Origin of the sequence: Parabacteroides sp. PF5-6 (assembly GCF_029504695.1) — a bacterium.
In the GTDB taxonomy this organism is placed as follows: domain Bacteria; phylum Bacteroidota; class Bacteroidia; order Bacteroidales; family Tannerellaceae; genus QVMG01.
Genome location: NZ_JAQFIN010000002.1, coordinates 81,534 through 103,408, shown reverse-complemented (window position 1 = coordinate 103,408; position 21,875 = coordinate 81,534). Strand labels below are relative to the sequence as shown.

Below are 21,875 nucleotides of genomic sequence, written 5' to 3'. Positions count from 1 at the left end.
CTAGGAACCCTAGGGCTCCTAGGATTTCCTAGGGCTCCTAAGGAGTTTAGGAAAGCCCTTCCACCATCCCATTCACAATATCAATATGTTTGGCTTGCGGCTCTTTGGGCAGGCCCGGCATACGCATGATCTCACCCATGATGACTACGATCATCTCCGCTCCGTTATTGATAATGATATCGCGAACTTTCAGCTCGAAGCCTTTCGCCACCCCGTATGCTTTGGGGTCGGAGGAGAAAGAGTATTGCGTTTTCGCGATACAGATCGGATAATGGGCGATGCCTAACGATTCGATCTGTTTCAGCTTCTTATCCGCCAGTGTGGTGTAGACCACAGAGTCGGCACCGTATATCTTCCGGGCCACCTTATTGACTTTCGTGCGCACCGGATCGTTGTCGTCATACGTATACGTCAGGGCGGGAGAGGGGTTGTTTTCGATCGTATCGGCCACCAGTTGCGCCAGTTCGCGTCCGCCTTCGCCACCTTCGGCAAATACCGTGTTGACGGCAAAGCCAACGCCTTGCTGCCGGCAATGTTCGGCTACGAGATTGATCTCGTCGTCCGTATCCGTATCGAAACGGTTGAAGGTAACGATGACCTGCTGCCCGAAGCTGCGGATATTCTCGATATGTTTATCCAGATTGGCCAGCCCGTTCCGGATACCGTCCATATTGGGTTCTTTGATTTGCGATTCGGGAACGCCTCCATGCATCTTCAAGCTCTGCGCCGTAGCGACGAGCACGGTCAGTTTGGGTTGCAATCCCGCCTTCCGACATTTGATATTATAGAACTTCTCCGCACCCAGATCGGCGCCAAAGCCTGCTTCGGTGATCACATATTCGCTATGGCTCAAAGCCATCTTGGTGGCCAGTACGGAATTACACCCGTGGGCGATATTCGCAAAAGGCCCGCCATGCACAAAGGCCGGCGTATGTTCGGTGGTCTGCACCAGGTTGGGCAGTAGGGCGTCTTTCAATAACACGGTGATGGCACCGGCAATGCCCAGGTCGTTGACCGTAAACGGCTCGTCGGTATAGGTATATCCCAAAAGGATATTGCCCACACGGCGTTTCAAGTCTTCCAGATCGGAGGCGAGGCAAAGAATGGCCATAATCTCCGAAGCCGGGGTGATGTCGAACCCGGTCTCTGCCGGGATGCCGTTCGCCGGTCCGCCCAGGCCCGAGACGATATTGCGCAAGCTGCGGTCGTTGACGTCCAACACCCGTTTCCATTTGATCTCTTTCAAGCCGTCACAGGTGTAACGCGTTTGGTAGAGGTAGTTGTCCAACAGGGCCGTGATCGTATTATGGGCCGAGGTGACCGCATGAAAGTCACCGGTGAAATGCAAGTTGATGTTCTCCATCGGCAAGACCTGCGCATATCCTCCACCGGCGGCTCCCCCTTTCATCCCGAAGACGGGGCCCAAAGAAGGCTCGCGCAAGGCGACGGATGCTTTCTTTCCGATCTTATTGAGACCCAATGCCAAACCGATCGACACGGTCGTCTTCCCAATACCCGCCTTGGTAGGCGTGATGGCGGTGACCAGGATCAAGTGGTGCTGACTGACCTTTTCTTCTTTAACTAAATGCAATGGGACTTTGGCCATGTACTTCCCATAGTTCTGTACTTCATTGCGCGGGATTTCTAACCCCATTGCAATCTCTTTGATTTTCCGGAGTTTGACCTCCCGAGCAATAGCGATGTCTGATTTCATACCACAAAGGTTTTTTTAGGCGTTTTCTGCCTGTTGATATAAATAGCGTTTAATACTTCGTTTCGGCGTTTTTTCGAATTCGTCCTGGAACAGCTTGAAGCAATGCACCTTGCTGTAGGCCGGTATCTCGGTGTTTAGTTGTTCGATATTCGTTTGCATCAGGCTGTCGATCTCACTGTGCGAGATGCCTGCTTTGTCTACCTGCTCCCAGTCGGGATAGATCAGGGCGACAATCTTGCCGTTTTGAGAGACGACCAGCGACTCCGATACGTACGGCATATTGTTCAATATATCTTCAATCTCCTCCGGATAGATGTTCTGCCCGTTGGCGCTCAGGATCATGGATTTGTTGCGTCCGCGGATATACAGGAAGCCATCGGCGTCCATCGTACCCAGGTCGCCCGTGCGCATCCAACCGTCGGGCATCATCACCGCGGTGGTCGCTTCCGGATTCTTATAATAACCTTGCATATTGTTCATGCCCCGCACGAGGATCTCGCCCACGATACGTTCCGGATCCGGCGAATCGATCCGCGCTTCCATCCGGTCGACCACCTGTCCGACCGATCCCATCTTAAACGAATCCCATTGCGTATAGGCAATCAATGGACCGCATTCGGTCATGCCGTAACCCACGGTATACGGGAAATTCACCTGGCGCAGGAAAGTCTCCACCTCCCGGTTCAAGGCCGCGCCACCGATCACCACCTCCCAGAGGTTCTCGCCAAAGGCGGCTTTCATCTTGTCGCCTACGGTCTTCAGAATCATCTTATTGAGCAGGGGCACCTTGAGCAATGCCTTGATATGCGGCTTCTCGAGTATGGGGAATACCTTGTTCTTGACGATCTTTTCGATAATCAAAGGCACGGCAAGGATCAAAGGCGGCTTGACCGTAGCAAAGGCATCGATAATGATTTTCGGGCTGGGTGTACGATTCAGGAAATGAATATGGCAACCCAGATTCACCCCGTTGAGCACCTCGAAAGCCAAGCCGTACATATGTGCCATCGGCAGCATACAAACAATATTATCGCCCGGATGAATACCCGGCAACATATCGAAAGCCATCTGCATATTGCTCCACAAACTGCGGTAAGGCAGCATCACTCCTTTGGAGAAGCTGGTTGTGCCCGACGTATAACTCAAAACCGCCAGTTCTTCGGGACTTTCCACATGGTAAGAAATCTCCTGAGGCGTGAATTGCTTCGGAAACTTCTTCCCGAAATATTCATTGATATGCTCGTGCGTCTTCTGCACGTCTTTCTTCTTACTCTTCAGAATCGAAAAGTTATCCATCAGCATAAACAATCTCACCTCGGGCATCACCTCTTCGTTCATATTCTCCCAATTGTGCGAAGCGGCAATCACCGCTTTGGCTTCCGAATGATTGACGATATGGTGGATATTATCCGGCTTGAAATCATGCAGAATAGGCACTACGACAGCGCCATACGCCAGCGTGCCGAAGAAGCTGATGGCCCAATGGGAAGAGTTGCGGCCGACAAGCCCCACTTTATCCCCTTTTTTTATACCGGCACTTTCGAAAATGAGGTGTAGTTTTTCTATCTCTTGGGCAAAGTCCTTGTAGTAGAATGTACTTCCCTGATAATCCGTGAAAGCGGGTAAATTCCAATGCTCCTTGATACTCTTTTCTATTAATCCTAAAAAGCGATTCTCCATGATCCTTAATTTATTGAATAAGCGTAATATACATCTATTTAGTTCGGCTTGAAAGATACAAACTTTTGTGCAATCTATATCTATATAAGCGTTAAAGTCGGTGTTTTGTTTAATTTGCCTTTGTTTTTTGCCTGTATTATCCTTCTTTTTTACCCTTGATTTAGCGGGCAGTATAAGGGACAGTATATCAACCTGTTGCTGGGAGTAGTTGTTTGTTGATAATTATCAACAAGTTTGTTGATAGTTATCAACAGATCTGTTGACAATTATCAACAAATGTGTTGACAGTTATCAACAAACAAATACTCCCGGGAAAAAGAAAAGAAAGCGGGACAAATATCTTTTTTTTTACTATCTTTACAGCTATATAGCGTATGGAAAGGAGGCAAAGATGACCCATAACACAAAAATATCAATCCGCTTTTTTAATGACCGCGAAGTCCGTGCGATCTGGGATGAAGAGCGTAATAAATGGTGGTTTAATGTCGTAGATATTGTAGCTATACTCTATGAACAAGATGATTACGTCAAAGCAAACAACTATTGGCGTTGGTTGAAACGAAAACTTACCAAAGAACAGAATCAACTCGTGAGTGCTACTCACGGTTTCAAATTCGTAGCGGCTGACGGAAAAAAACGTTTGGCAGATACGCTCGACAGCGATGGCGTTACCGAATTGGCAAGGCATTTTCCCAATCCCAAAGCTATGAAGTTTATGGATTGGTTCACGTATAGCGACAACAGTATCGACGGACAAAGCAAGAAGAAGGCGTATGCTTTTTTCGAGAGTAATCTGATCCGCGAAGAGGAAGTGGGCACCACCAAAAGCCTGCAACAGATCCATGCCTATATTTTCGGCGGTTTGTATGATTTTGCCGGGCAGATCCGCCAAAAAAACATCTCGAAAGGCGGCTTTCAGTTTGCTGTCTCCCATTTCTTAGGCAATACCTTAAAGTATATCGAAGGAATGCCGGAAAATACTTTCGACGAGATTGTCGATAAATACATCGAGATGAATATCGCCCACCCCTTTATGGAAGGCAATGGCCGGAGCACCCGCATCTGGCTGGATCTGATTTTTAAGAAACGCCTGAAACGTTGTGTCGATTGGAGCCGGATCAACAAAAAAGACTACCTGCGTGCCATGATAAAAAGCTCCCTGGAAAATGCGGAACTCAAAACCTTACTGCAAAACGCCCTGACCGACCAAATCAACGACCGCGAACTCTACCTCAAAGGGATTGATTATTCGTATTATTATGAAGAAGAGGATTAAGATCGATGATTCCAATCCGGATAATTGTCGGTACGCTCATTATCATCTCTTTGCTGATACATTTTAAAAGCAATGAATGAGAAAAATCAAGGATATATCTAAAATAAATATGATCCAGTTTAAAAGAAGTAATGGATAATGACAATATATACTTAAAGCCTATGCTTAAAACAGTTTCAATAGTATTACAGATTCTTCTTTTGTTATCAGTGAATGAAGTGGCGGTTTGCCATGCAAAAGTGGAATTGAATGAAAATGGCGGAGAAGATGCTGCCCGGAATGAAGTAGCCCGTCTCTTAGAATGGTCTTATGCGTGTCGTTCTTATCAGACGAACAAAATTGATACGGATTTTACTTTACAGATGGATATTGATCTTACGGGTATTGTATGGGTCCCCATAGGAGATTGGACGATTCCTTATACAGGTACTTTCAATGGAAATGGTCATAAAATTACAGGATTGTATGTTGAAGGTAAGATTGAAGCCGGCTTTTTTGGTGGAGTTGGACGTGGAGGTGTAGTGAAAGATTTACATATAGAGGGAGGAATTGTTTCAGGAAGTGGGACTACAGGTGGTATTTGCGGAGTTAATAAAGGAGGGTTAATAGAGGGCTGTAGCTTTAGTAGTGGGGTGGTTGAATGCAAAGGGAGATTTGCTATCGGAGGAATTTGCGGCAGTAATACAAATATCGGAAATATAATCGGATGTGTAGTACGGGATACGGAAGTCGGTTGTTTACATAGAGGAAGTTCAAGCGGAGGAATTGTCGGGGTGAATGATGGACTGATCGCGGCTTGTCTGGTTAGTGGGGGACAAGTAGGAAATGAATCTTCTTTTATACCTGTAGGAGGCATTACATATAAAAACAATGGACGTATTGTCTCTTGTATGGCAATGCCCCAAAGAATGGGTAAAACAGCTCCGTTTCCCGGAGGGATAACTTATGAAAATTCGGGCATTGTCACCTATTCGTTATGGAAAAAAGGAAGAGGAGTTGCATTAGGGATCACAGAAGATCTTAATCCTTATCCGCAGCAAAAGAATTGCCTGAAAATTGATGAAAATAGTGATAGGGACGAACACTTTTTAGCGATGAATAAATTTTTGAAAAAAGGAAAGATAAGTTGGCGATGGACTATCCTTTCTACTAAAGATAAAACACTGGAACCATATAGAATAAAATAACAAAGGACAGCATAAACTCGCATAAAACCTTGCAAGCTCGGTGTGGTGTGTTATATGTTGTTAGCAAAATAAGATGTCTGCTCTACATAAAATCAACAAACCATGAACGTTTGAAGATAGAAGATAGAAGATGGAAGATAAGATTATCGCATACTCAAAAAGCTATTGACTCTTGATTTATACATCTCAAATCGAGGATTCCCCGTTCCCCGTTCCAATCGGCCAAGTGCATTTATCCCAATACCAGCTAAAGCCGCTAATGTCATCTGATCAATTTTCAGCTCTTTCCGCCTTTCCCGAATCTGCTTTCCGATTTCTTCTAAATTCATAATTCACTGTTTATGGTGATTTTCAAGCAAAAATAGTTGATAATTATCAATGTTTTTTTCGGGAAGCCTCCAGCTGCCGTCCTTTACCTAAAAGATGGTTATTCACTATATAGGGTGAATTTGCTTATTTTTCTAAAAGAAATGAACAAATGTATTGACGGTTGTCAACAAATATCTACTCCTTGTTTTCGTTGCCGCAATCCCCCTTTTTCAAACTACCGGTAGTTTGCGAACAAAGTATTAGTAGTTGGCGAACAAACTACCGGTAGTTAGCGCACAAACTACCGGTAGTTTCTGAAGGAAATATTAATGCTTCATTTTCAATGATTTAGAAATTGCATCGAAGAGGGTTGGAACTATTATTTTGTATTGGGAGATAACGAGCAAGACTCCTATGATTCGCGCTACTGGGGTTTACTTCCTGAAGATTTCATTGTTGGGAAAGTCTGGATTGTATGGAAATCAAAAGATCCGATTTAATGAAAAGTGTGTGGAACTGGCGTCAAGATCCTCATAAACGAAGATTCTAACCGTTTTCCCGCCAGAAATATGTTTTAAAGTATCTTTTTTTTGTGTTGTGGTTTGGAGAAAGTGTCGTATGTTTGTCGCGGAAGTACAAAAGCTTCTTTGCGCTATGGCTAATAGCATTCGAAGATATCGGAAACTTTTCAACTGTTTGATGTTCTACAATTAAACAGCTTTTCCCTTGGTCGCCGCCCGGTGACCTGATTTATTCTTTTTATTTCTTTTATTTTCTAATTTATCAGGATGCAGGCAATAGCTGCGTTCTGTCCAAACGAGAATCTTATGAACACAATGAATGATCCGAACGGATTATCCAATGCATACGGGATGAACGACCGTATCCAACGCCTTCGTGAAGAGACTTTTAATGCACAACCGTCTCTTTCGATTGAGCGTGCTCTGATTGAAACGCAATTTTATAATGATAATGAAGGTAAGTATCCTATCCCTGTACTGAGAGCGCTAAATTTTTTAGAAATCTGTAAACAAAAAACCATTTACATTGGTAAGGATGAATTGATCGTAGGCGAACGCGGACCAAAACCCAAGGCTGTTCCGACTTTCCCGGAGCTGACTTGCCACAGCGTGGAAGACTTATATATCCTGAATACCCGGGAGTTGCAGTCGTATACGATCAGTCCCGAAGATATCGACACGTATGCACGTGAAGTGATCCCTTACTGGAAAGGACGTACCCAACGGGAACGTATATTTAACCATGTACCTCAATATTGGAAAGAAGCTTACGAAGTGGGCATTTTCACGGAATTTATGGAACAACGGGCTCCGGGACATACATCCTTGGATGACAAGGTGTATCGTTTCGGCCTGTTGGATCTGAAAGAAAAGATTGCCGGTGAATTGGAGAAACTGGACTTCCTGAATGATCCGGAGGCTACGGACAAACAGGAAGAGCTGACGGCGATGTTGATCTCGTGTGATGCGGCGATTGTGTTTGCCGAGCGTCATGCCGACCTGGCCGATGAGATGGCGCTGACGGAGAAAGATCCCGTGCGCGCGGCTGAGTTGCGCAAGATCGCGGAGGTTTGCCGCTGGGTGCCGGCCCATGCTCCCCGCACGTATTGGGAAGCGATACAGATGTATTGGTTTGTTCACCTGGGCACCATCACCGAATTGAACGGATGGGACGCGATGAATCCCGGCCATTTCGACCAACATCTGGCTCCTTTCTATGAGAAAGAAATTGCGGAAGGAACATTGACGCGTGACCAGGCGAAAGAACTGATGTCGTGTTTCTTTATCAAAGTGAATAACCATACGGCGCCTCCCAAAGTGGGCATCACGGCACGGGAGAGCGGCACGTACAATGACTTCACGAACCTGAATATCGGAGGCGTAAAGGCCGACGGTAGCGACGGAGTAAATGAGGTCTCGTATATCATGCTCGAAGTGATCGAAGAATTGCATATCCTGCAACCCGGTAGCGCGATCCATATCAGCAGCCGTACGCCGGAGCGTTTCCTGCGTGCCGGTTGTAAGGTGATCCGCCAGGGACATGGTTATCCTTCGGTCTTTAATCCGGATGTCTACGTACAGGAACTGGTGCGCCAGGGTAAGTCGTTGACCGATGCCCGCGAAGGCGGATGCAGCGGCTGTATCGAGGTGGGCGCTTTCGGTAAGGAAGCGTATGTGTTGACCGGTTACCTGAATGTGCCGAAGATCCTGGAAGTAACCCTGCATAACGGGATCGATCCGGTTTCCGGACGCAAAGTCGGGCTGGAGACGGGTGATCCGGTCGGTTTCGCAACCTACGATGAGTTGTATGACGCTTTCCTGAAACAGTTGTACTATTTCGTAGACATGAAGGTTCGGGTGAGTAACTATATCGACCGGATGTTTGCCAAATACGCGCCGGCGACCTTCCTTTCGCTCTTTATTGATGATTGCATTTCCCGCGGGAAAGACTACTATAACGGTGGGCCGCGCTACAATACGAACTATATCCAGTGCACCGGTCTGGGCACGATCACCGACAGCTTGAGCAGCCTGAAGAAACATGTGTTCGAAGAAAAACGCTTTACGATGGCAGAGATGTTGTATGCGATCGACTCGAACTTTGAAGATCTGGAACCCATGCGGCAGACGATCTTGAACCGGACACCTTTCTTCGGTAACGACGATCCGTATGCCGACCGGATCGCGGTCAAGGTATACGACGACCTGTACGACGCGATCGAAGGCCGTCCGAATACCAAAGGAGAATGTTTCCATCTGAATATGCTGTCGACCACCTGCCATGTGTATTTTGGTAAGGTGATGGGCGCCACGCCGAACGGACGCTTGGCCGGCAAGGCCATCTCCGATGGTACCTCGCCTTCGCATGGTGCCGATACGCATGGGCCTTCAGCGGTGGTGAAATCATTAGGCAAGCTCGATCAGGTGAAGAGTGGGGGAACGCTGTTGAACCAGCGCTTTATGCCTTCTCTGTTGAAGAAGGAAGAAGATATCTCCAAGCTTTGCGCATTGATCCGTACCTACTTTGCCCTGGGTGGCCATCATATCCAATTCAATATTGTGGATACGGAAACCCTGCTCAAAGCACAGGAATGCCCGGAGGAATACCGGGATCTGCTGGTGCGCGTGGCCGGCTACAGTGATTATTTCAACGATATGAACGAAGACCTGCAGGCCGATGTGATCGCACGTACGGAGCAGGAAAGCTTTTAATGAAATCTCTTTTTTTCGATATTAAACGCTACGCCATAAATGACGGGCCGGGCATCCGAATTACGATCTTTTTGAAAGGATGCCCGCTGTCCTGTCTCTGGTGTCATAATCCCGAAGGGATCTCTCCGAAAAAAGAAAAACTATATACGCGCAGTAAATGCCTGGGCTGCCAGGCTTGTGTGCAGATCTGTAAACAAAAAGCCATACAAGCAACGCCGGACGGGATGGTTACCGACCGGTCGCTCTGTACCCTTTGCGGGGCATGCGCGGATGTCTGTCCGACATTCGCGATGGAGATATCCGGCAAACCGGTTTCGGTGGATGAACTGATGCGTGAGATCGAGAAGGAGACCCTCTTTATGGACCGTTCCGAAGGGGGAGTGACTTTCTGTGGTGGCGAGCCCTTGATGCACCGGGAAGTATTGGTCGAATTGCTTCGCCGTTGCGGGCAACTGGGCATTCATCGCGCCGTGGATACGACTTTGTATGCCGGAGCTGCGACGGTCAATGAAGTGATGCAACATACGGATCTTTTCCTGGTCGACCTCAAACATATGGATGCCGCCAAACATCAATATTTCTGCGGCACACCCAATCAACCGATCCTGTCCAATATCCGCCTGTTGGCCGAAGCCGGGAAAGAAATCGTTATCCGTATCCCTTTGATCGAAGGGGTCAACGCCGATGAAGAGAATATCACGGAAACCGCCCGCTTCCTCGCTTCCCTGCCTAAGCGTTATACCGTGAATCTATTGCTCTATCACGATATCGGAAAAGGGAAACACCAGAAACTCGGGACCTCATACAATCCGGACAACATCCCCATGAGAACGCCTTCGAAAGAACTACAAAAGCGCTGCCTGGAGATCTTCCGGCAATACGGGATAGAAGCAACGGTATAGGTTCGTGGCTGTTCAATGCGTATCCGACTTCCCGGTCGTACGAGATTTGCGTATATTCACCGGCGGTTTCTCCAGCCGCTTCTCCACATTTCGGACGCCTTCTTCCTCCGACAGCCAGTTGTCGCTTTGCTCGATCAATAAGTCGCAATAGCGCTTTGTTTTCTCGGCTAAAGAAATAAGTTCTTCCTTATCGGGTTTCTTCGCATCCATCGTTTACTCATTTTATGCAACAAAGTTCGACAGCCGAACGAACCGCGTCAATAGGCAAAAATACTCAATCTGTCTGAGTAATATTACTCATGCCAATTTGAGTAGAATTACCCATTGACAGCCTCCAGAGGTGCCTCTACCTTTGCCTTATCAACTTTAAAACAAAAAAATCATGGCAGACTCCATTAAGCCGACCTTACCGTCGGACACCCGAATCACAGTGAGCAATGTGACTACCAAAGGTTTCACCATCACATGGAAAGCCGCGAGCGACAACGTCACTCCCGCAGCGAAGCTTCGTTACCAGGTATGCTGGTATGAGGTGATCCCCGGTGCGACAGGGTTTGTACCGACCCCCGTTCTGATCACCGGTAAAACAACACACACCTTCACCAGTTTCAAAGCCGGAACAGAATACGGCATCTATATCAATCTGTATGACGAAGCAACCAATTTGGCACAGTATCCGTTGATCAAACAAAAAACAAGTGCCGCGACAACAGTCACAAGGCCGACGACATCCAGAACGCTTGCCACACCGAAGACCGTAACGAGGAAAACTGTCCCAACGCGTACAACAACGCGTACGGCGACAACCACCACCACAACAAAGCCTGCGGCAACGACTACAGCAAAGCCCGCGGCAACGACCGCGCAACAGACCGACGCGCAACGCCGAAAAGCCATCAATGACTATTTGCGCGCGTTGAGTTTTAACGAGACAGATATTCAGAAAGCCATTGATAACGAAGAGCGTAAGACCAGGATCGAAGGCGATTACCTGATCAAGTACGAAGAGATTGTCCGTCCGGAAGATGGTACCGAATTTCTGATGTCGTGCACAAAGAATGAGCTTTACCCGGGTATGTTATTGGTTGTGGATCGTAGCTTGGGCACGATGGCTCCCACGGAGGCCGGACTGGCGCGCGGCAAGGTGCAGGTCAATATCTCTTCTTTCCCCAGTACGATCCCGGGCGGCAACTCGCGTGTGGTAAAAGCCAATAGTTTCGGCAATCTGGAAGATCCGGTGAATGATGCGATCTCCGAGATTGTAGATAGCTTTGTCAAAAGCGGCAGAGCGGTTACCGCGGATTTCAAAAATGTGACCACGGAAGCCAAAAGTATGGATGAGATGACCGTCAAGATGAGCTGCTCCGCCTCGTTTGCCGGGATTAAAGCCAGCGCCAACTTCGAACAAAAGAAGTCGTCCTATTCGTCGCTCTTTCTGACCGACTTCACGCAGGTGTATTATACCGCCTCGGCCGAGTATGATAAAAACGACCTCTCGACCCTGTTTGCCGATAATATCACCGTAGACGATGTGAAGAGGGCATTCGGAGGCAAGACGGTTATCTTCGTCAAAAGCGTGAAATACGGACGGCAACTTTACCTGTTGGAAGAACTCTCCAGCACAAATAACAGCCTGGTACAAAGTGCAAAAGTATCAGCCTATGGCGTGTCGTTAGATCAAAGTGTAAATGCGAAATCGAGCAACATAGAATACACCAATAAGGCCCTCTGTCGGGGAGGAGATGTGAAAAACGCAGACACCATCTTTGGCTCAGAATTAACCCGAAATAAAGAGGAAGCCGACGTCGACTTCTGTAAAAGACAAATGGAGGGTGCCAGAACAAAGGTGCTTAATTTCCAAAAGTCGCATACCACCGTCAACCTAAAAACCGGGGCAAAGGAAAACGATGTGAACGGTGTGATACTCTCCTACAAAGCGATGATGATTTCCGGAGCAAACCCCAAAGATATTACCTTCTGGAAGAGCGGTGTGCATAAGGTGAAACGCATTGTGCCCAATACCGGCCTGAAAGTAAATGTACTCAATACGTTGAAAGCTACCGATATTCGGGTTTCCGGATATTACACCAAGTTCGACAGCACCGGGAAAGAAATACCGACGAAACATCTTTTATTCCCCGGAGAGAGAAAAATTGGCCGTAAGTCCACTTTGAATCCGACCATTCACTTACCCAAGAATATATACAAGGTACATCTTAAGGTACGGCATTGGAGTGATTTGGCAAAGATCTTTGAACATACCTATGAGTTACCGTGCAGTGATATTTTTGCCGGTTATCTGCGCCCGGGCAAATTGGGAGGAGATACGGTCGACTGGTTCGTCCCGGGTTACGAATGTTGTTGGCATAACGGTGGCGAGATCTAAAACGTACTAAAAGTTTTTACCCCGGTCTTCACCTTTCACCCGGCCGCCAGATCCCTGTATTGATCAGCGTTTCGGGTGAAGGCTTGGAGGAGGAGGGAGGCTTCCCGAAAAAGGCCGCCGGAGTTTTCCAAAAGGCCGGCAGGGTTTTTCAAAAGGCCGCCGGCCTTTTCGGAAACTCCGCCGGCCTTTTTCGGGAAGGTCTGTCGACCTTCTCCTCAGATTGCGAACCAGAAGCGGCTTCCTTTGCCTTTTACGCTCTCCAGACAGAGGGCGCTGCCGTGCTTTTCGATCAGTTCTTTGCAGACAACAAGGCCCAGCCCGCTGCCCGGTTCGCCGGCTGTACCCGCGCGGGAAGGGCGACGGTCGATATGGAAAAGGCTTTCGATCTGCTCCCGATTCATGCCGGTGCCTGTATCGGCTACGGAGATGATATACCCGCCACTCTCTTCCGGTTCGATGCCCAACGTGATCCGTCCGCCTTTCTCGGTAAACTTCACGGCATTGGTCAGTAGGTTGCGCACCACGGTGGTCAACATATTCCGGTCGCCCGTCAACACCAGCGTATCGGGCATCCGCAGATCGAGGCTGACGCCTTTGCGGTCGGCCAGGTTTTTGGTCAATAGGATATCGGACCGCAGCTCCATCACGATATCGAAAGCGGTCGGGTTGTAAGGCATACGCCCGGTCTGTACCTGTGCCCAGTTGAGCAGGTTGTAGAGCAATTCGACCTGCCCGTCGGCCGATTGGAGCAGCTCTTTGTAGTATTGCGCGAGCGAATCGGCATCCCATTCGCCGGCATGGGTGATCAGTTGCTGCAAGGCATCGCGCTGGGCGATGGCCGGGTTCTTCAGATCGTGCGAGATGATGCTGAAGAATTTGTCTTTGGTGGCGTTGGTCTCCGCCAGGGCGCGGTTGCGTTTGGAGCGCAGGCTGGCGATATAGATGAATAAGAGTAAGAGGATACCGGCAGCGATCAGTCCTCCGAGGTAAATATACTGCTTCGTTTGATGCCGATCGATTTCCGCTTGTTGGCGTACGATCTCCAATTCTTTCTTTTTTACATCGTATTTCACTTCCATCTCCTGAAGGGAGTTGTGGAGATTCGTGTCGGATAGTTTGGCTACAGCTTCATTGTATTTTCCCAGGTAGACTTCCGCTTGCTTCACATCGCCCGACAAAGCATGAAATAGGATCAGATGGCCGTAGACATCCTGATTGTTTTCCCAATCGTCCGGGTCGGTATTCGCCAATGCCTTCTCGGCGTAGTGGCGAGCTGCCGTATACTCCTTCAAACCGAAATGGGCGATCATCATACTTCGGTCAGCCGCGCTGATCAGGTCCGGGCGTTGTGTTTTTCCGGCCTCCTTTTCGGCTTCCCGGGCGAAGGTCAATGCCTGATGGTAATCCTTCCGTTCGGTAGCGTAGAAATGGGACAACCGGCATAGGCCGAGTATGACTTCCGGCAATAATTCTTTTTCAACCGCCATCTCGTAACTCTTTTCCAACAAAGGCAATGCTTGGTCGGGTTGCTTGGTGATCGTATAGATTTCGGCAAGCATGCCATTCAACTCGATTGTGAAATAGACAAAGGCGATGCGTTCGGTTGGGTTATCTTCCATGATCTTCTTCGCCCGAAGCAGGTAGTCGATCGCCTGGTCGTAATTCAATAATTCCGCGTAAATCTCGGCGATCTTCGCGTAGGTCGACGACTCGATGCCGATATTGTTCAGCGTATTCTTTTGCGCCGCTATTTTCTGTGTTTTGTCTTTTTCGTTCAGTTCCAAGGCTTTCAGGTAAGCCTCCAAAGCTTTCTCATACTCATGTCCCTGGAAGAAAGCTGTTCCCTGCACCTGGTAATTGGCGCATTGTTCATAATCATATCCTTTCCCTTCGATAAGCGCAATCGCCTGGTCGATGCAGTAAAAAGAGGAGTCGATCTTGCCATGGTCATAATACACCTCGGCCATGCGCCGCCAATAGGACGATTCCCATTCCAGTTGGCCTTTTTCCTGTGCGTACGCCACGGCCTGTCGGAAATAAGAATGGCTCTTCCCCATATCGATCGTGCGATAAAGGCTGATCAGATCGATGTAATTCTTTAGCATTTTTATTTCATCCACCTGCCCTTCGGCAATCTCCTGTTCGTACTGCCGGATTCGTTCGGTTACGCTGGGAACCGATTGTGCCTGCAACTGACAGGTCAGGCAAAAAAGAATGATCGTGATGAGGTATTTCATAATCGTATCGTTTTTAATCCATCCGGATGATCCCATTTTTCAGTGCATACTGCACCATCTCCATCGTATTGTTGATATCGAGCTTGCGGAAGATGTTATTCTTGTGGTTATCCACCGTGCGGGAACTGATACAGAGGCGGTCGGCGATCTGCTTGCTCAACAGGCCATCGCGGCAAAGCTCGATGATCTCTTTTTCGCGGTCGGTAAATTCCGGCGTGACTTCGGCGGTCCGTTTCTTCGCCACGTAGACCTTATAGATGATCGCGGCGATATCGTTGCCGAAGTACTCATAGCCGTTCATGATCGTACGGATCGCCTGTGCGATCTCATCCGGCCCACCCTGGCGTTTGCTGATAAAACCTTCGATACCGATATCGAGCATCTCCTGCACGACCTCTTTTGTATTCTCCGCCGAGATCGCCAGGATTTTTATGCCCGGATACTCTTTTCTGAGCCGCCGGGCAATTGCTATCCCCGTCATATCGGGCAATAAAATATCCAATAGAATGATATCCGGCATAGTCGTTTCCAATAGGCGGAACAAGGCAAGCCCGCAATCCGCTTCACCGGCAATACAGATATCGGTATGTCCATTCGTAATCGCACTCTTTATCCCTAAGCGGAATAATGCATGGTCGTCAACTAAGATCGTTTTTATCATAAAGAGAGAAGTAAGGTTTGTTGAATATCAAGGCCTAAAGTACGATTAATTTTTCACAAATCAAAATGCACCTTCCCCTCTAAGTAATATTACTTATACGTATTTGAGTATAATTACTCATTGACACGTTTCTTCTCCCTGTTTACTTTTGTGGGGTAGACACATTTGAGGGATGTGATCTTCAAAGCCCCTAACCCTACCCCCGAAGCTGCCGCGCCGGAAGGTTGCGAGACCGGAATGATTGTTATAATCGGAACATCTCCCCCAACGTCCCCCTTACCGGTGGCGCAACCTCCATGCTGCAGTGTATATACGGAGCAGAGGTGGGGCCACTGGAGAAATATGAAAGTAACCATTATCCGCTGGCGGAAATGAATCGGCTTGGGAGGCTATTCCCGGCAAGGAAATGTAGAAATAGAAGGCAGTCTTTTTTCTGCCAGGGCTTCATATTTGGTGCCTGGCCGTCCGTAATTGGCAAACGGATAGATGCTGATCCCGCCGCGGGGTGTGAACAGGCCGGTCACTTCGATGTATTTGGGATCCATCAGGCGGATGAGGTCTTTCATGATGATATTGATACAATCCTCATGGAAAGCACCGTGGTTACGAAAGCTGAACAAGTAGAGTTTCAGGCTTTTGCTTTCAACCATTCGCTGGTCCGGGATATAGTCGATATGGATTGTGGCAAAGTCGGGCTGGCCGGTGATCGGGCAAAGGCTGGTGAACTCCGGACAATTGAACCGCACCCAATAGTCGTTTTCCGGGTGTCTATTGCTGAAAGCCTCCAATACCTCCGGCGCGTAATCCTGTTTGTATTCCGTTTTTCCGCCTAACAGATTTAATTCTTCTTCTCTTTTGATATGCATAATATAATGTTTTCTGAACTTTGATTGTACGGATTGGCTGATTGGCTATGATGCAATATCCTTTGCCGCATCATAGTCTATCCGTTAATCCGTATGATCAGCGTTCAATTTGCGTAAATAACTCTCTAATCCCTCGCGCCGAAGCGTACATGCCGGACAGTGTCCGCAGCCGTCGGCGGGGATTCCGTTGTAACAGGTGAGTGTCTCGTTGCGTACCAGATCGAAAACACCCAGTTCGTCGGCCAGTTCCCAGACTTCGCTTTTATCCCGGTTCATCAACGGGGTATGGATGACAAACTGTTCGTCCATGGCGAGGTTTAAGGTGACGTTCAATGAACGGATAAACGTATCCCGGCAGTCGGGGTAACCACTGAAATCCGCTTCGGAGACACCGGTGACCAGATGATAGATGCCTCTCGACCGGGCCAGGATAGCTGCAAACGTAAGGAATATCAGGTTACGACCGGGAACAAACGTATTGGGATAGCTGTCCGCCGGTTTATCTTCATCCATGGGGATCGAGGAGTCCGTCAGTGCGTTTGGCGCCAGTTGACTCAGGAGGGACACATCCAACAGATGAAAAGCAATGCCCCGACTCTCCGCAATATCACGCGCCCGCTCGACTTCGAGGGAATGTTTCTGACCGTACGTGAAGCATACGGTCTCTACAGTCGTGAAATGTTTCAAGGCCCAGAACAGACAGGTGGTGGAGTCCTGACCGCCGGAGAAACAAACCATGGCTGCATTTCTTTCTTTTTTCATTTTCTTTATCACTTTAAGTAAGCCTTGGCAAAGATAGTGAAAGCCGAACACAGAGGCAAGCTTGCTTGACTATGTTGAGGCGCATCCTATCTTCGATTCCATTTATGGAATCAAAGATATAAAAAGCCAAATACAGAAGCAAGCTTGCTTGATTATGTTGAGTGCAGAAGCAAAAAAGGGAGAGCCAAAGCCCTCCCTTCCTGTCTGTTTGTATTTCTAATTGTCAATTATCAATTGTCAATTATCAATTATCAATTAATTAAATAACCCCCTGTGCCATCATCGCCTTAGCCACTTTCATAAAGCCGGCTACGTTAGCGCCCTTGACATAGTTCACGTAGTTACCTTCTTTACCGTATTTCACGCATTGTTCGTGGATAGCGGTCATGATCTGGTGCAGTTTGGCATCCACCTCTTCGGCTGTCCAGGAGATATGCATCGCGTTCTGCGTCATTTCCAGTCCGGAAGTAGCTACGCCACCGGCGTTCACTGCTTTACCCGGGCCAAACAAGGTCTTGTGTTCGATAAACAGATCGGCTGCTTCGGCAGTACATCCCATATTGGATACTTCGGCCACGCACAACGTCTTGTTGGCAATCAGCATACGGGCATCTTCTTCGCCCAATTCGTTCTGCGTTGCACAAGGCAATGCGATATCGACCTTCTGTTCCCAAGGACGTTTGCCGGCAAAGAACGTAGCGCCCGGGAATTGTTGTACGTAAGGCTCAACAATGTCATTACCCGAGTTACGCAGTTCCAGCATATAATCGATCTTCTCGCCGGAGATACCCGCCGGATCATATACATATCCGTCAGGACCGGAGATCGTCACTACCTTAGCACCCATCTCAGTCGCTTTCAACGCTGCACCCCAGGCTACGTTACCAAAGCCCGACAAAGCAACAGTCTTGTCTTTGATATCGATACCGTTGGCATCCAGCATTTGCTTCACGAAATACAATGCACCGAAGCCGGTTGCTTCCGGACGAAGGATAGATCCGCCGAATTCCAAACCTTTACCGGTGAACGTACCCGTGTTCTCGCGTGCCAGCTTTTTGTACATACCGTACATATACGCCACTTCGCGGCCACCTACGCCGATATCACCGGCAGGAATGTCGGTGTCCGGACCGATATTACGCCAGAGTTCCAACATATACGCCTGGCAGAAACGCATGATTTCTGCGTCGCTTTTCCCGCGAGGAGCGAAATCTGATCCACCTTTACCACCACCCATAGGCAATGTGGTCAGCGCATTTTTGAATGTTTGCTCGAAACCTAAGAACTTCAGGATAGAGAGATTCACAGAAGGATGGAAACGAAGTCCTCCTTTGTACGGACCAATCGCGTTGTTGAACTGCACGCGGTAGCCCAGGTTCACTTGTACGTTTCCTTGATCGTCGACCCAGGATACCCGGAAGGTAAATACCCGGTCGGGTTCGACCAGTCTTTCCAGAATACCTGCTTTTTCAAATTCAGGATGTTGGTTATACACGTCTTCAATGGAGATCAAGACCTCCTTTACTGCTTGCAAAAATTCCTTTTCACCCGGATGTTTTGCTTCCAATGCAGCCATTACTTGTTCTGTCTTCATAGCGTTTAATATTTTATTTAGAGGAATAACAATATGTCACAAATGTAGGCAATTTTGTTGAACGCCAAACTTTTTTGCTTACTTTTGGTCGGGAAAAATGAGAAAACAACTATGAGTGGTATACCTGACTTCAAAAACCTGGTGTTTAGAGATACGTCTTTCGCCAATCTGATGAATAAGCGTATCTATAATGTATTGCTTATCGCAACCAAGTACGATGCCTTTATGTTGGAAGACGATGGGCGGGTGGACGAACAGATCTTTAATGAATATACTTCTTTGAGCTTGCGTTATCCGCCGCGTTTCACGCAGGTAACCACTGAAGAAGAGGCGCTGCGGGAATTGGAAGACCGTAATTTTGAATTGGTGATCTGTATGCCTAATATGGACGACCGCGATATCTTCGCCGCGGCGAAAGAGATCAAATACCGTTATCCGTCTATTCCGATTGTTGTGTTGACGCCCTTCTCCAAGGAGGTCACCAAGCGGGTGGACAGTGAAGATATGGAGGCGATCGATTATATCTTTAGCTGGCTGGGCAATGCCGAACTGCTGTTGGCCATTATCAAACTGATCGAGGATAAGATGAACGCGCCCGATGATACGGAAAGTGTCGGCGTGCAGATCATTCTTTTGGTGGAAGACTCCGTGCGTTTCTATTCTTCCGCCCTGCCTCACCTGTATAAGTTTGTGTTGGAGCAAAGCCAGGAGTTCTCGAAAGAGGCGCTGAACGATCACCAGCGGACATTGCGTATGCGGGGCCGGCCGAAGATCAAACTGGCGCGCAACTACGAAGAGGCCGTTCGCATCTTCGACCAGTATAAAGAGCATATCCTGGGTATCATCTCCGATATGAACTTACCCCGGAATGAGAAGAGAGATCCGCTTGCCGGTTATGCGTTCGGGCAGTATGTGCGCGATTCGGGATTGATTATTCCTTTTGTGCTCGAATCGTCCGAATCGTCCAACCGTTCGTATGCCGCAGACCTGCGTTGCTCCTTTATCGACAAGAACTCCAAGACCTATCCGCAAGACCTGCGTAAGAAGATCATGCGCCATTTTGGTTTTGGCGATTTTGTGATCCTCAATCCGCAGACCCGCGAGGAGATCATGCGCATCAAAGACTTGAAAGACTTGCAGAAGAAGATCTTCGATATCCCCGACGACTCACTGGTCTATCACCTCTCGCGCAACCATTTCTCCCGCTTCTTCTATTCCCGGGCGATGTTCCCGCCGGCGGAGGTATTGCGCAATGTGGATGTGAGCGATTATAAGGATATGGATGAAGCGCGGCAGTTGATTTTCGACCTGATCGTGCAGTACCGGCGGATGAAGAACTCCGGTGTGGTGGCGATCTATCAGAAGGAACGTTTCGATGAATACAGCTATTTCGCCCGGATCGGCAACGGTTCGTTGGGTGGAAAGGGGAGAGGTCTGGCGTTTATCGGGGCGATGGTGAAACGCTACCCGGATCTGGTAACGGATAACTTCGCGGTGACCATTCCCAAGACCGTGGTGATCTGTACCGATATCTTCGATGCGTTTATGGAGACAAACGATCTCTACCCGTTGGCTCTATCGGATGAAGACGACGAGGTGATCCTGAAATACTTCCTGCGCGCCAGCCTGCCGACGGAACTGATCGAAGACCTGATGGCTTTCTTCGATGTGTTGAAAGGACCGATTGCCATCCGTTCGTCGAGTCTGTTGGAAGACTCGCACTATCAGCCGTTTGCCGGTATCTACTCGACGTATATGGTGCCCAAGATTGAAGAGAAATACGATATGCTCCGCACGGTCAGCGATGCGATCAAAGCGGTCTATGCCTCGGTATTCTATAAAGACAGCAAGGCGTATATGACGGCGACATCCAACCTGATCGACCAGGAAAAGATGGCTATCGTCTTGCAGGAAGTGGTCGGCACGCAATACAACAGTCATTTCTATCCGACGATCTCCGGCGTGGGGCGTTCCTTGAATTTTTACCCATTGGGCAATGAGAAGGCGGAAGACGGTATCGTTAATCTCGCACTGGGACTGGGTAAATATATCGTAGACGGGGGACAGACCCTGCGTTTCTCGCCTCGCCATCCGCATAATATCTTACAGATGAGTTCGATGGAGTTTGCCCTTCGGGAGACGCAAACCCGCTATTATGCCCTCGACCTGAAGAACCTGGCGGAGACTTTTGCCGTGGATGATGCCTTCAACCTCTTGCGTCTTTCCCTGAAAGATGCGGATACGGATGGTTCCCTGCGTTATATTGTCTCTACCTATGATCCTTACGACCAGATTATCCGGGACGGCTATTACCCGGGAGGGCGCAAGATCCTTTCTTTTGTGAATATCCTGCAACATGATGTGTTCCCGCTGGCGGAGATGCTGGATAAGGTCTTACAAATCGGGCAGACGGAGATGGGACGGCCCATCGAGATTGAGTTTGCCGTCAATATCCATCCCGACGATCATACGCGGGCGACGTTCTACCTGTTGCAGATCCGCCCGATCGTCGAAAACAAAGAAGTCATGGACGAAGACCTTACGCAGGTGACCGCGGAAGAATCGATCATCACCTCGACCAGTGTCCTGGGGCACGGCATCCTTTCCGATATCTACGATATTATATATGTAAAGACAGCAGCTTTCAATTCGACCAACAACCAGTTGATCGCTTATGAAATAGAAAAGCTCAACCGGCAGTTTACGGAAGGCGAGAATGGTTATGTCCTGGTGGGACCCGGTCGCTGGGGAAGCAGTGACCATTGGTTGGGCATACCGGTGAAATGGCCTCATATCAGTAATGCTCGCGTGATCGTGGAATGCGGACTGGAGAACTACCGGATCGATCCGAGCCAGGGCACGCACTTCTTCCAGAACCTGACCTCGTTTGGCGTGGGTTATTTCACCATCAACCCATTCCGCGAAGATGGCTGGTTTGATGAAGCCTTCCTGAACGCGCAGCCCGCCGTCTTCGAGTCGGATTTCCTGCGCCATGTCCGTTTCCCACGCCCAATCATCGCCAAGATGGATGGCAAGAAGAGCCTGGGGGTGGTATTGAAGCCTTAGGG

The 21,875-nt window shown here is 48.5% G+C and carries 15 protein-coding genes and 1 pseudogene; 7 read left to right on the top strand and 9 right to left on the bottom strand.

The genetic code is table 11. From position 1 onward, the window contains the following. Positions 1-46 precede the first annotated feature (46 nt). A complete protein-coding gene (locus M2133_RS02490; RefSeq protein WP_277464387.1) occupies positions 47-1,714 on the bottom strand; it encodes a formate--tetrahydrofolate ligase in 1,668 nt (555 codons plus the stop codon). Between the two features lie 15 nt (positions 1,715-1,729). Next, a complete protein-coding gene (locus tag M2133_RS02485) occupies positions 1,730-3,394 on the bottom strand; it encodes an AMP-binding protein (protein ID WP_277464386.1) in 1,665 nt (554 codons plus the stop codon). 391 nt (positions 3,395-3,785) lie between these two features. Here M2133_RS02485 and M2133_RS02480 point away from each other — a divergent pair, with 391 nt between their 5' ends. Then, complete coding sequence (locus M2133_RS02480) at positions 3,786-4,670, top strand: Fic family protein (protein WP_277464385.1); 885 nt, start codon at positions 3,786-3,788, stop codon at positions 4,668-4,670. A 131-nt stretch (positions 4,671-4,801) separates the two neighbouring features. After that, the gene (locus M2133_RS02475) at positions 4,802-5,857 is read left to right on the top strand and encodes a hypothetical protein (protein ID WP_277464384.1); all 1,056 of its coding nucleotides are present in this window, start codon (positions 4,802-4,804) and stop codon (positions 5,855-5,857) included. A 143-nt stretch (positions 5,858-6,000) separates the two neighbouring features. Here the strand turns inward: M2133_RS02475 and M2133_RS02470 are convergent, their stop codons facing one another. After that, the gene (locus tag M2133_RS02470; protein WP_277464383.1) at positions 6,001-6,186 is read right to left on the bottom strand and encodes a helix-turn-helix domain-containing protein; all 186 of its coding nucleotides are present in this window, start codon (positions 6,184-6,186) and stop codon (positions 6,001-6,003) included. Positions 6,187-6,540: 354 nt separating this feature from the next. Here M2133_RS02470 and M2133_RS02465 point away from each other — a divergent pair. The 3 genes and pseudogenes from M2133_RS02465 to M2133_RS02455 all read left to right on the top strand — a co-directional run. Continuing rightward, positions 6,541-6,666, top strand: a pseudogene (locus M2133_RS02465) (S26 family signal peptidase); the annotation flags it as partial. 327 nt (positions 6,667-6,993) lie between these two features. After that, positions 6,994-9,399 (top strand): trans-4-hydroxy-L-proline dehydratase, encoded by a 2,406-nt coding sequence (gene hypD / locus M2133_RS02460; RefSeq protein ID WP_277464382.1) that lies wholly within the window; start codon positions 6,994-6,996, stop codon positions 9,397-9,399. Then, positions 9,399-10,301, top strand: coding sequence for a glycyl-radical enzyme activating protein (locus M2133_RS02455; protein ID WP_277464381.1), 903 nt, complete (start codon positions 9,399-9,401; stop codon positions 10,299-10,301). Before hypD ends, M2133_RS02455 begins: the two co-directional genes overlap by 1 nt. A 12-nt stretch (positions 10,302-10,313) precedes the next feature. Here M2133_RS02455 and M2133_RS02450 read toward each other — a convergent pair whose 3' ends face one another. After that, positions 10,314-10,511: a hypothetical protein gene (locus M2133_RS02450; RefSeq protein WP_277464380.1), complete on the bottom strand. Its 198-nt coding sequence runs from the start codon at positions 10,509-10,511 to the stop codon at positions 10,314-10,316. A gap of 172 nt (positions 10,512-10,683) precedes the next feature. Here M2133_RS02450 and M2133_RS02445 point away from each other — a divergent pair, with 172 nt between their 5' ends. After that, positions 10,684-12,687: a thiol-activated cytolysin family protein gene (locus M2133_RS02445; RefSeq protein WP_277464379.1), complete on the top strand. Its 2,004-nt coding sequence runs from the start codon at positions 10,684-10,686 to the stop codon at positions 12,685-12,687. 215 nt (positions 12,688-12,902) lie between these two features. On the opposite strand, the gene M2133_RS02440 is transcribed toward M2133_RS02445, so the two are convergent. The 5 genes from M2133_RS02440 to gdhA form a co-directional block, all read right to left on the bottom strand. Then, positions 12,903-14,924, bottom strand: coding sequence for an ATP-binding protein (locus M2133_RS02440; RefSeq protein WP_277464378.1), 2,022 nt, complete (start codon positions 14,922-14,924; stop codon positions 12,903-12,905). 13 nt (positions 14,925-14,937) lie between these two features. Continuing rightward, positions 14,938-15,585 carry a response regulator transcription factor gene (locus tag M2133_RS02435; protein WP_277464377.1) on the bottom strand — a complete coding sequence of 216 codons (648 nt, stop codon included), beginning with the start codon at positions 15,583-15,585 and terminating at the stop codon, positions 14,938-14,940. A 389-nt stretch (positions 15,586-15,974) separates the two neighbouring features. Then, positions 15,975-16,451, bottom strand: coding sequence for a preQ(1) synthase (queF, locus tag M2133_RS02430; RefSeq protein WP_277464376.1), 477 nt, complete (start codon positions 16,449-16,451; stop codon positions 15,975-15,977). Positions 16,452-16,535: 84 nt separating this feature from the next. Further along, complete coding sequence (gene queC / locus M2133_RS02425) at positions 16,536-17,213, bottom strand: 7-cyano-7-deazaguanine synthase QueC (RefSeq protein WP_277464375.1); 678 nt, start codon at positions 17,211-17,213, stop codon at positions 16,536-16,538. A 259-nt stretch (positions 17,214-17,472) separates the two neighbouring features. Further along, complete coding sequence (gene gdhA / locus M2133_RS02420; RefSeq protein ID WP_277464374.1) at positions 17,473-18,807, bottom strand: NADP-specific glutamate dehydrogenase; 1,335 nt, start codon at positions 18,805-18,807, stop codon at positions 17,473-17,475. Positions 18,808-18,918: 111 nt separating this feature from the next. On the opposite strand from gdhA, the gene M2133_RS02415 reads away from it, so the two are divergent. Further along, positions 18,919-21,873, top strand: a complete 2,955-nt coding sequence (locus M2133_RS02415; RefSeq protein ID WP_277464373.1) for a PEP/pyruvate-binding domain-containing protein — start codon at positions 18,919-18,921, stop codon at positions 21,871-21,873. Positions 21,874-21,875: the final 2 nt, after the last annotated feature.

Excerpts from the sequence above, each read along its gene's own strand:
- M2133_RS02490 (WP_277464387.1), bottom strand. The coding sequence starts at position 1,714 with ATGAAATCAGACATCGCTATTGCTCGGGAGGTCAAACTCCGGAAAATC.
- M2133_RS02485 (WP_277464386.1), bottom strand. The coding sequence starts at position 3,394 with ATGGAGAATCGCTTTTTAGGATTAATAGAAAAGAGTATCAAGGAGCAT.
- M2133_RS02480 (WP_277464385.1), top strand. The coding sequence starts at position 3,786 with ATGACCCATAACACAAAAATATCAATCCGCTTTTTTAATGACCGCGAA.
- M2133_RS02475 (WP_277464384.1), top strand. The coding sequence starts at position 4,802 with ATGGATAATGACAATATATACTTAAAGCCTATGCTTAAAACAGTTTCA.
- M2133_RS02470 (WP_277464383.1), bottom strand. The coding sequence starts at position 6,186 with ATGAATTTAGAAGAAATCGGAAAGCAGATTCGGGAAAGGCGGAAAGAG.
- hypD (WP_277464382.1), top strand. The coding sequence starts at position 6,994 with ATGAACACAATGAATGATCCGAACGGATTATCCAATGCATACGGGATG.
- M2133_RS02455 (WP_277464381.1), top strand. The coding sequence starts at position 9,399 with ATGAAATCTCTTTTTTTCGATATTAAACGCTACGCCATAAATGACGGG.
- M2133_RS02450 (WP_277464380.1), bottom strand. The coding sequence starts at position 10,511 with ATGGATGCGAAGAAACCCGATAAGGAAGAACTTATTTCTTTAGCCGAG.
- M2133_RS02445 (WP_277464379.1), top strand. The coding sequence starts at position 10,684 with ATGGCAGACTCCATTAAGCCGACCTTACCGTCGGACACCCGAATCACA.
- M2133_RS02440 (WP_277464378.1), bottom strand. The coding sequence starts at position 14,924 with ATGAAATACCTCATCACGATCATTCTTTTTTGCCTGACCTGTCAGTTG.
- M2133_RS02435 (WP_277464377.1), bottom strand. The coding sequence starts at position 15,585 with ATGATAAAAACGATCTTAGTTGACGACCATGCATTATTCCGCTTAGGG.
- queF (WP_277464376.1), bottom strand. The coding sequence starts at position 16,451 with ATGCATATCAAAAGAGAAGAAGAATTAAATCTGTTAGGCGGAAAAACG.
- queC (WP_277464375.1), bottom strand. The coding sequence starts at position 17,213 with ATGAAAAAAGAAAGAAATGCAGCCATGGTTTGTTTCTCCGGCGGTCAG.
- gdhA (WP_277464374.1), bottom strand. The coding sequence starts at position 18,807 with ATGAAGACAGAACAAGTAATGGCTGCATTGGAAGCAAAACATCCGGGT.
- M2133_RS02415 (WP_277464373.1), top strand. The coding sequence starts at position 18,919 with ATGAGTGGTATACCTGACTTCAAAAACCTGGTGTTTAGAGATACGTCT.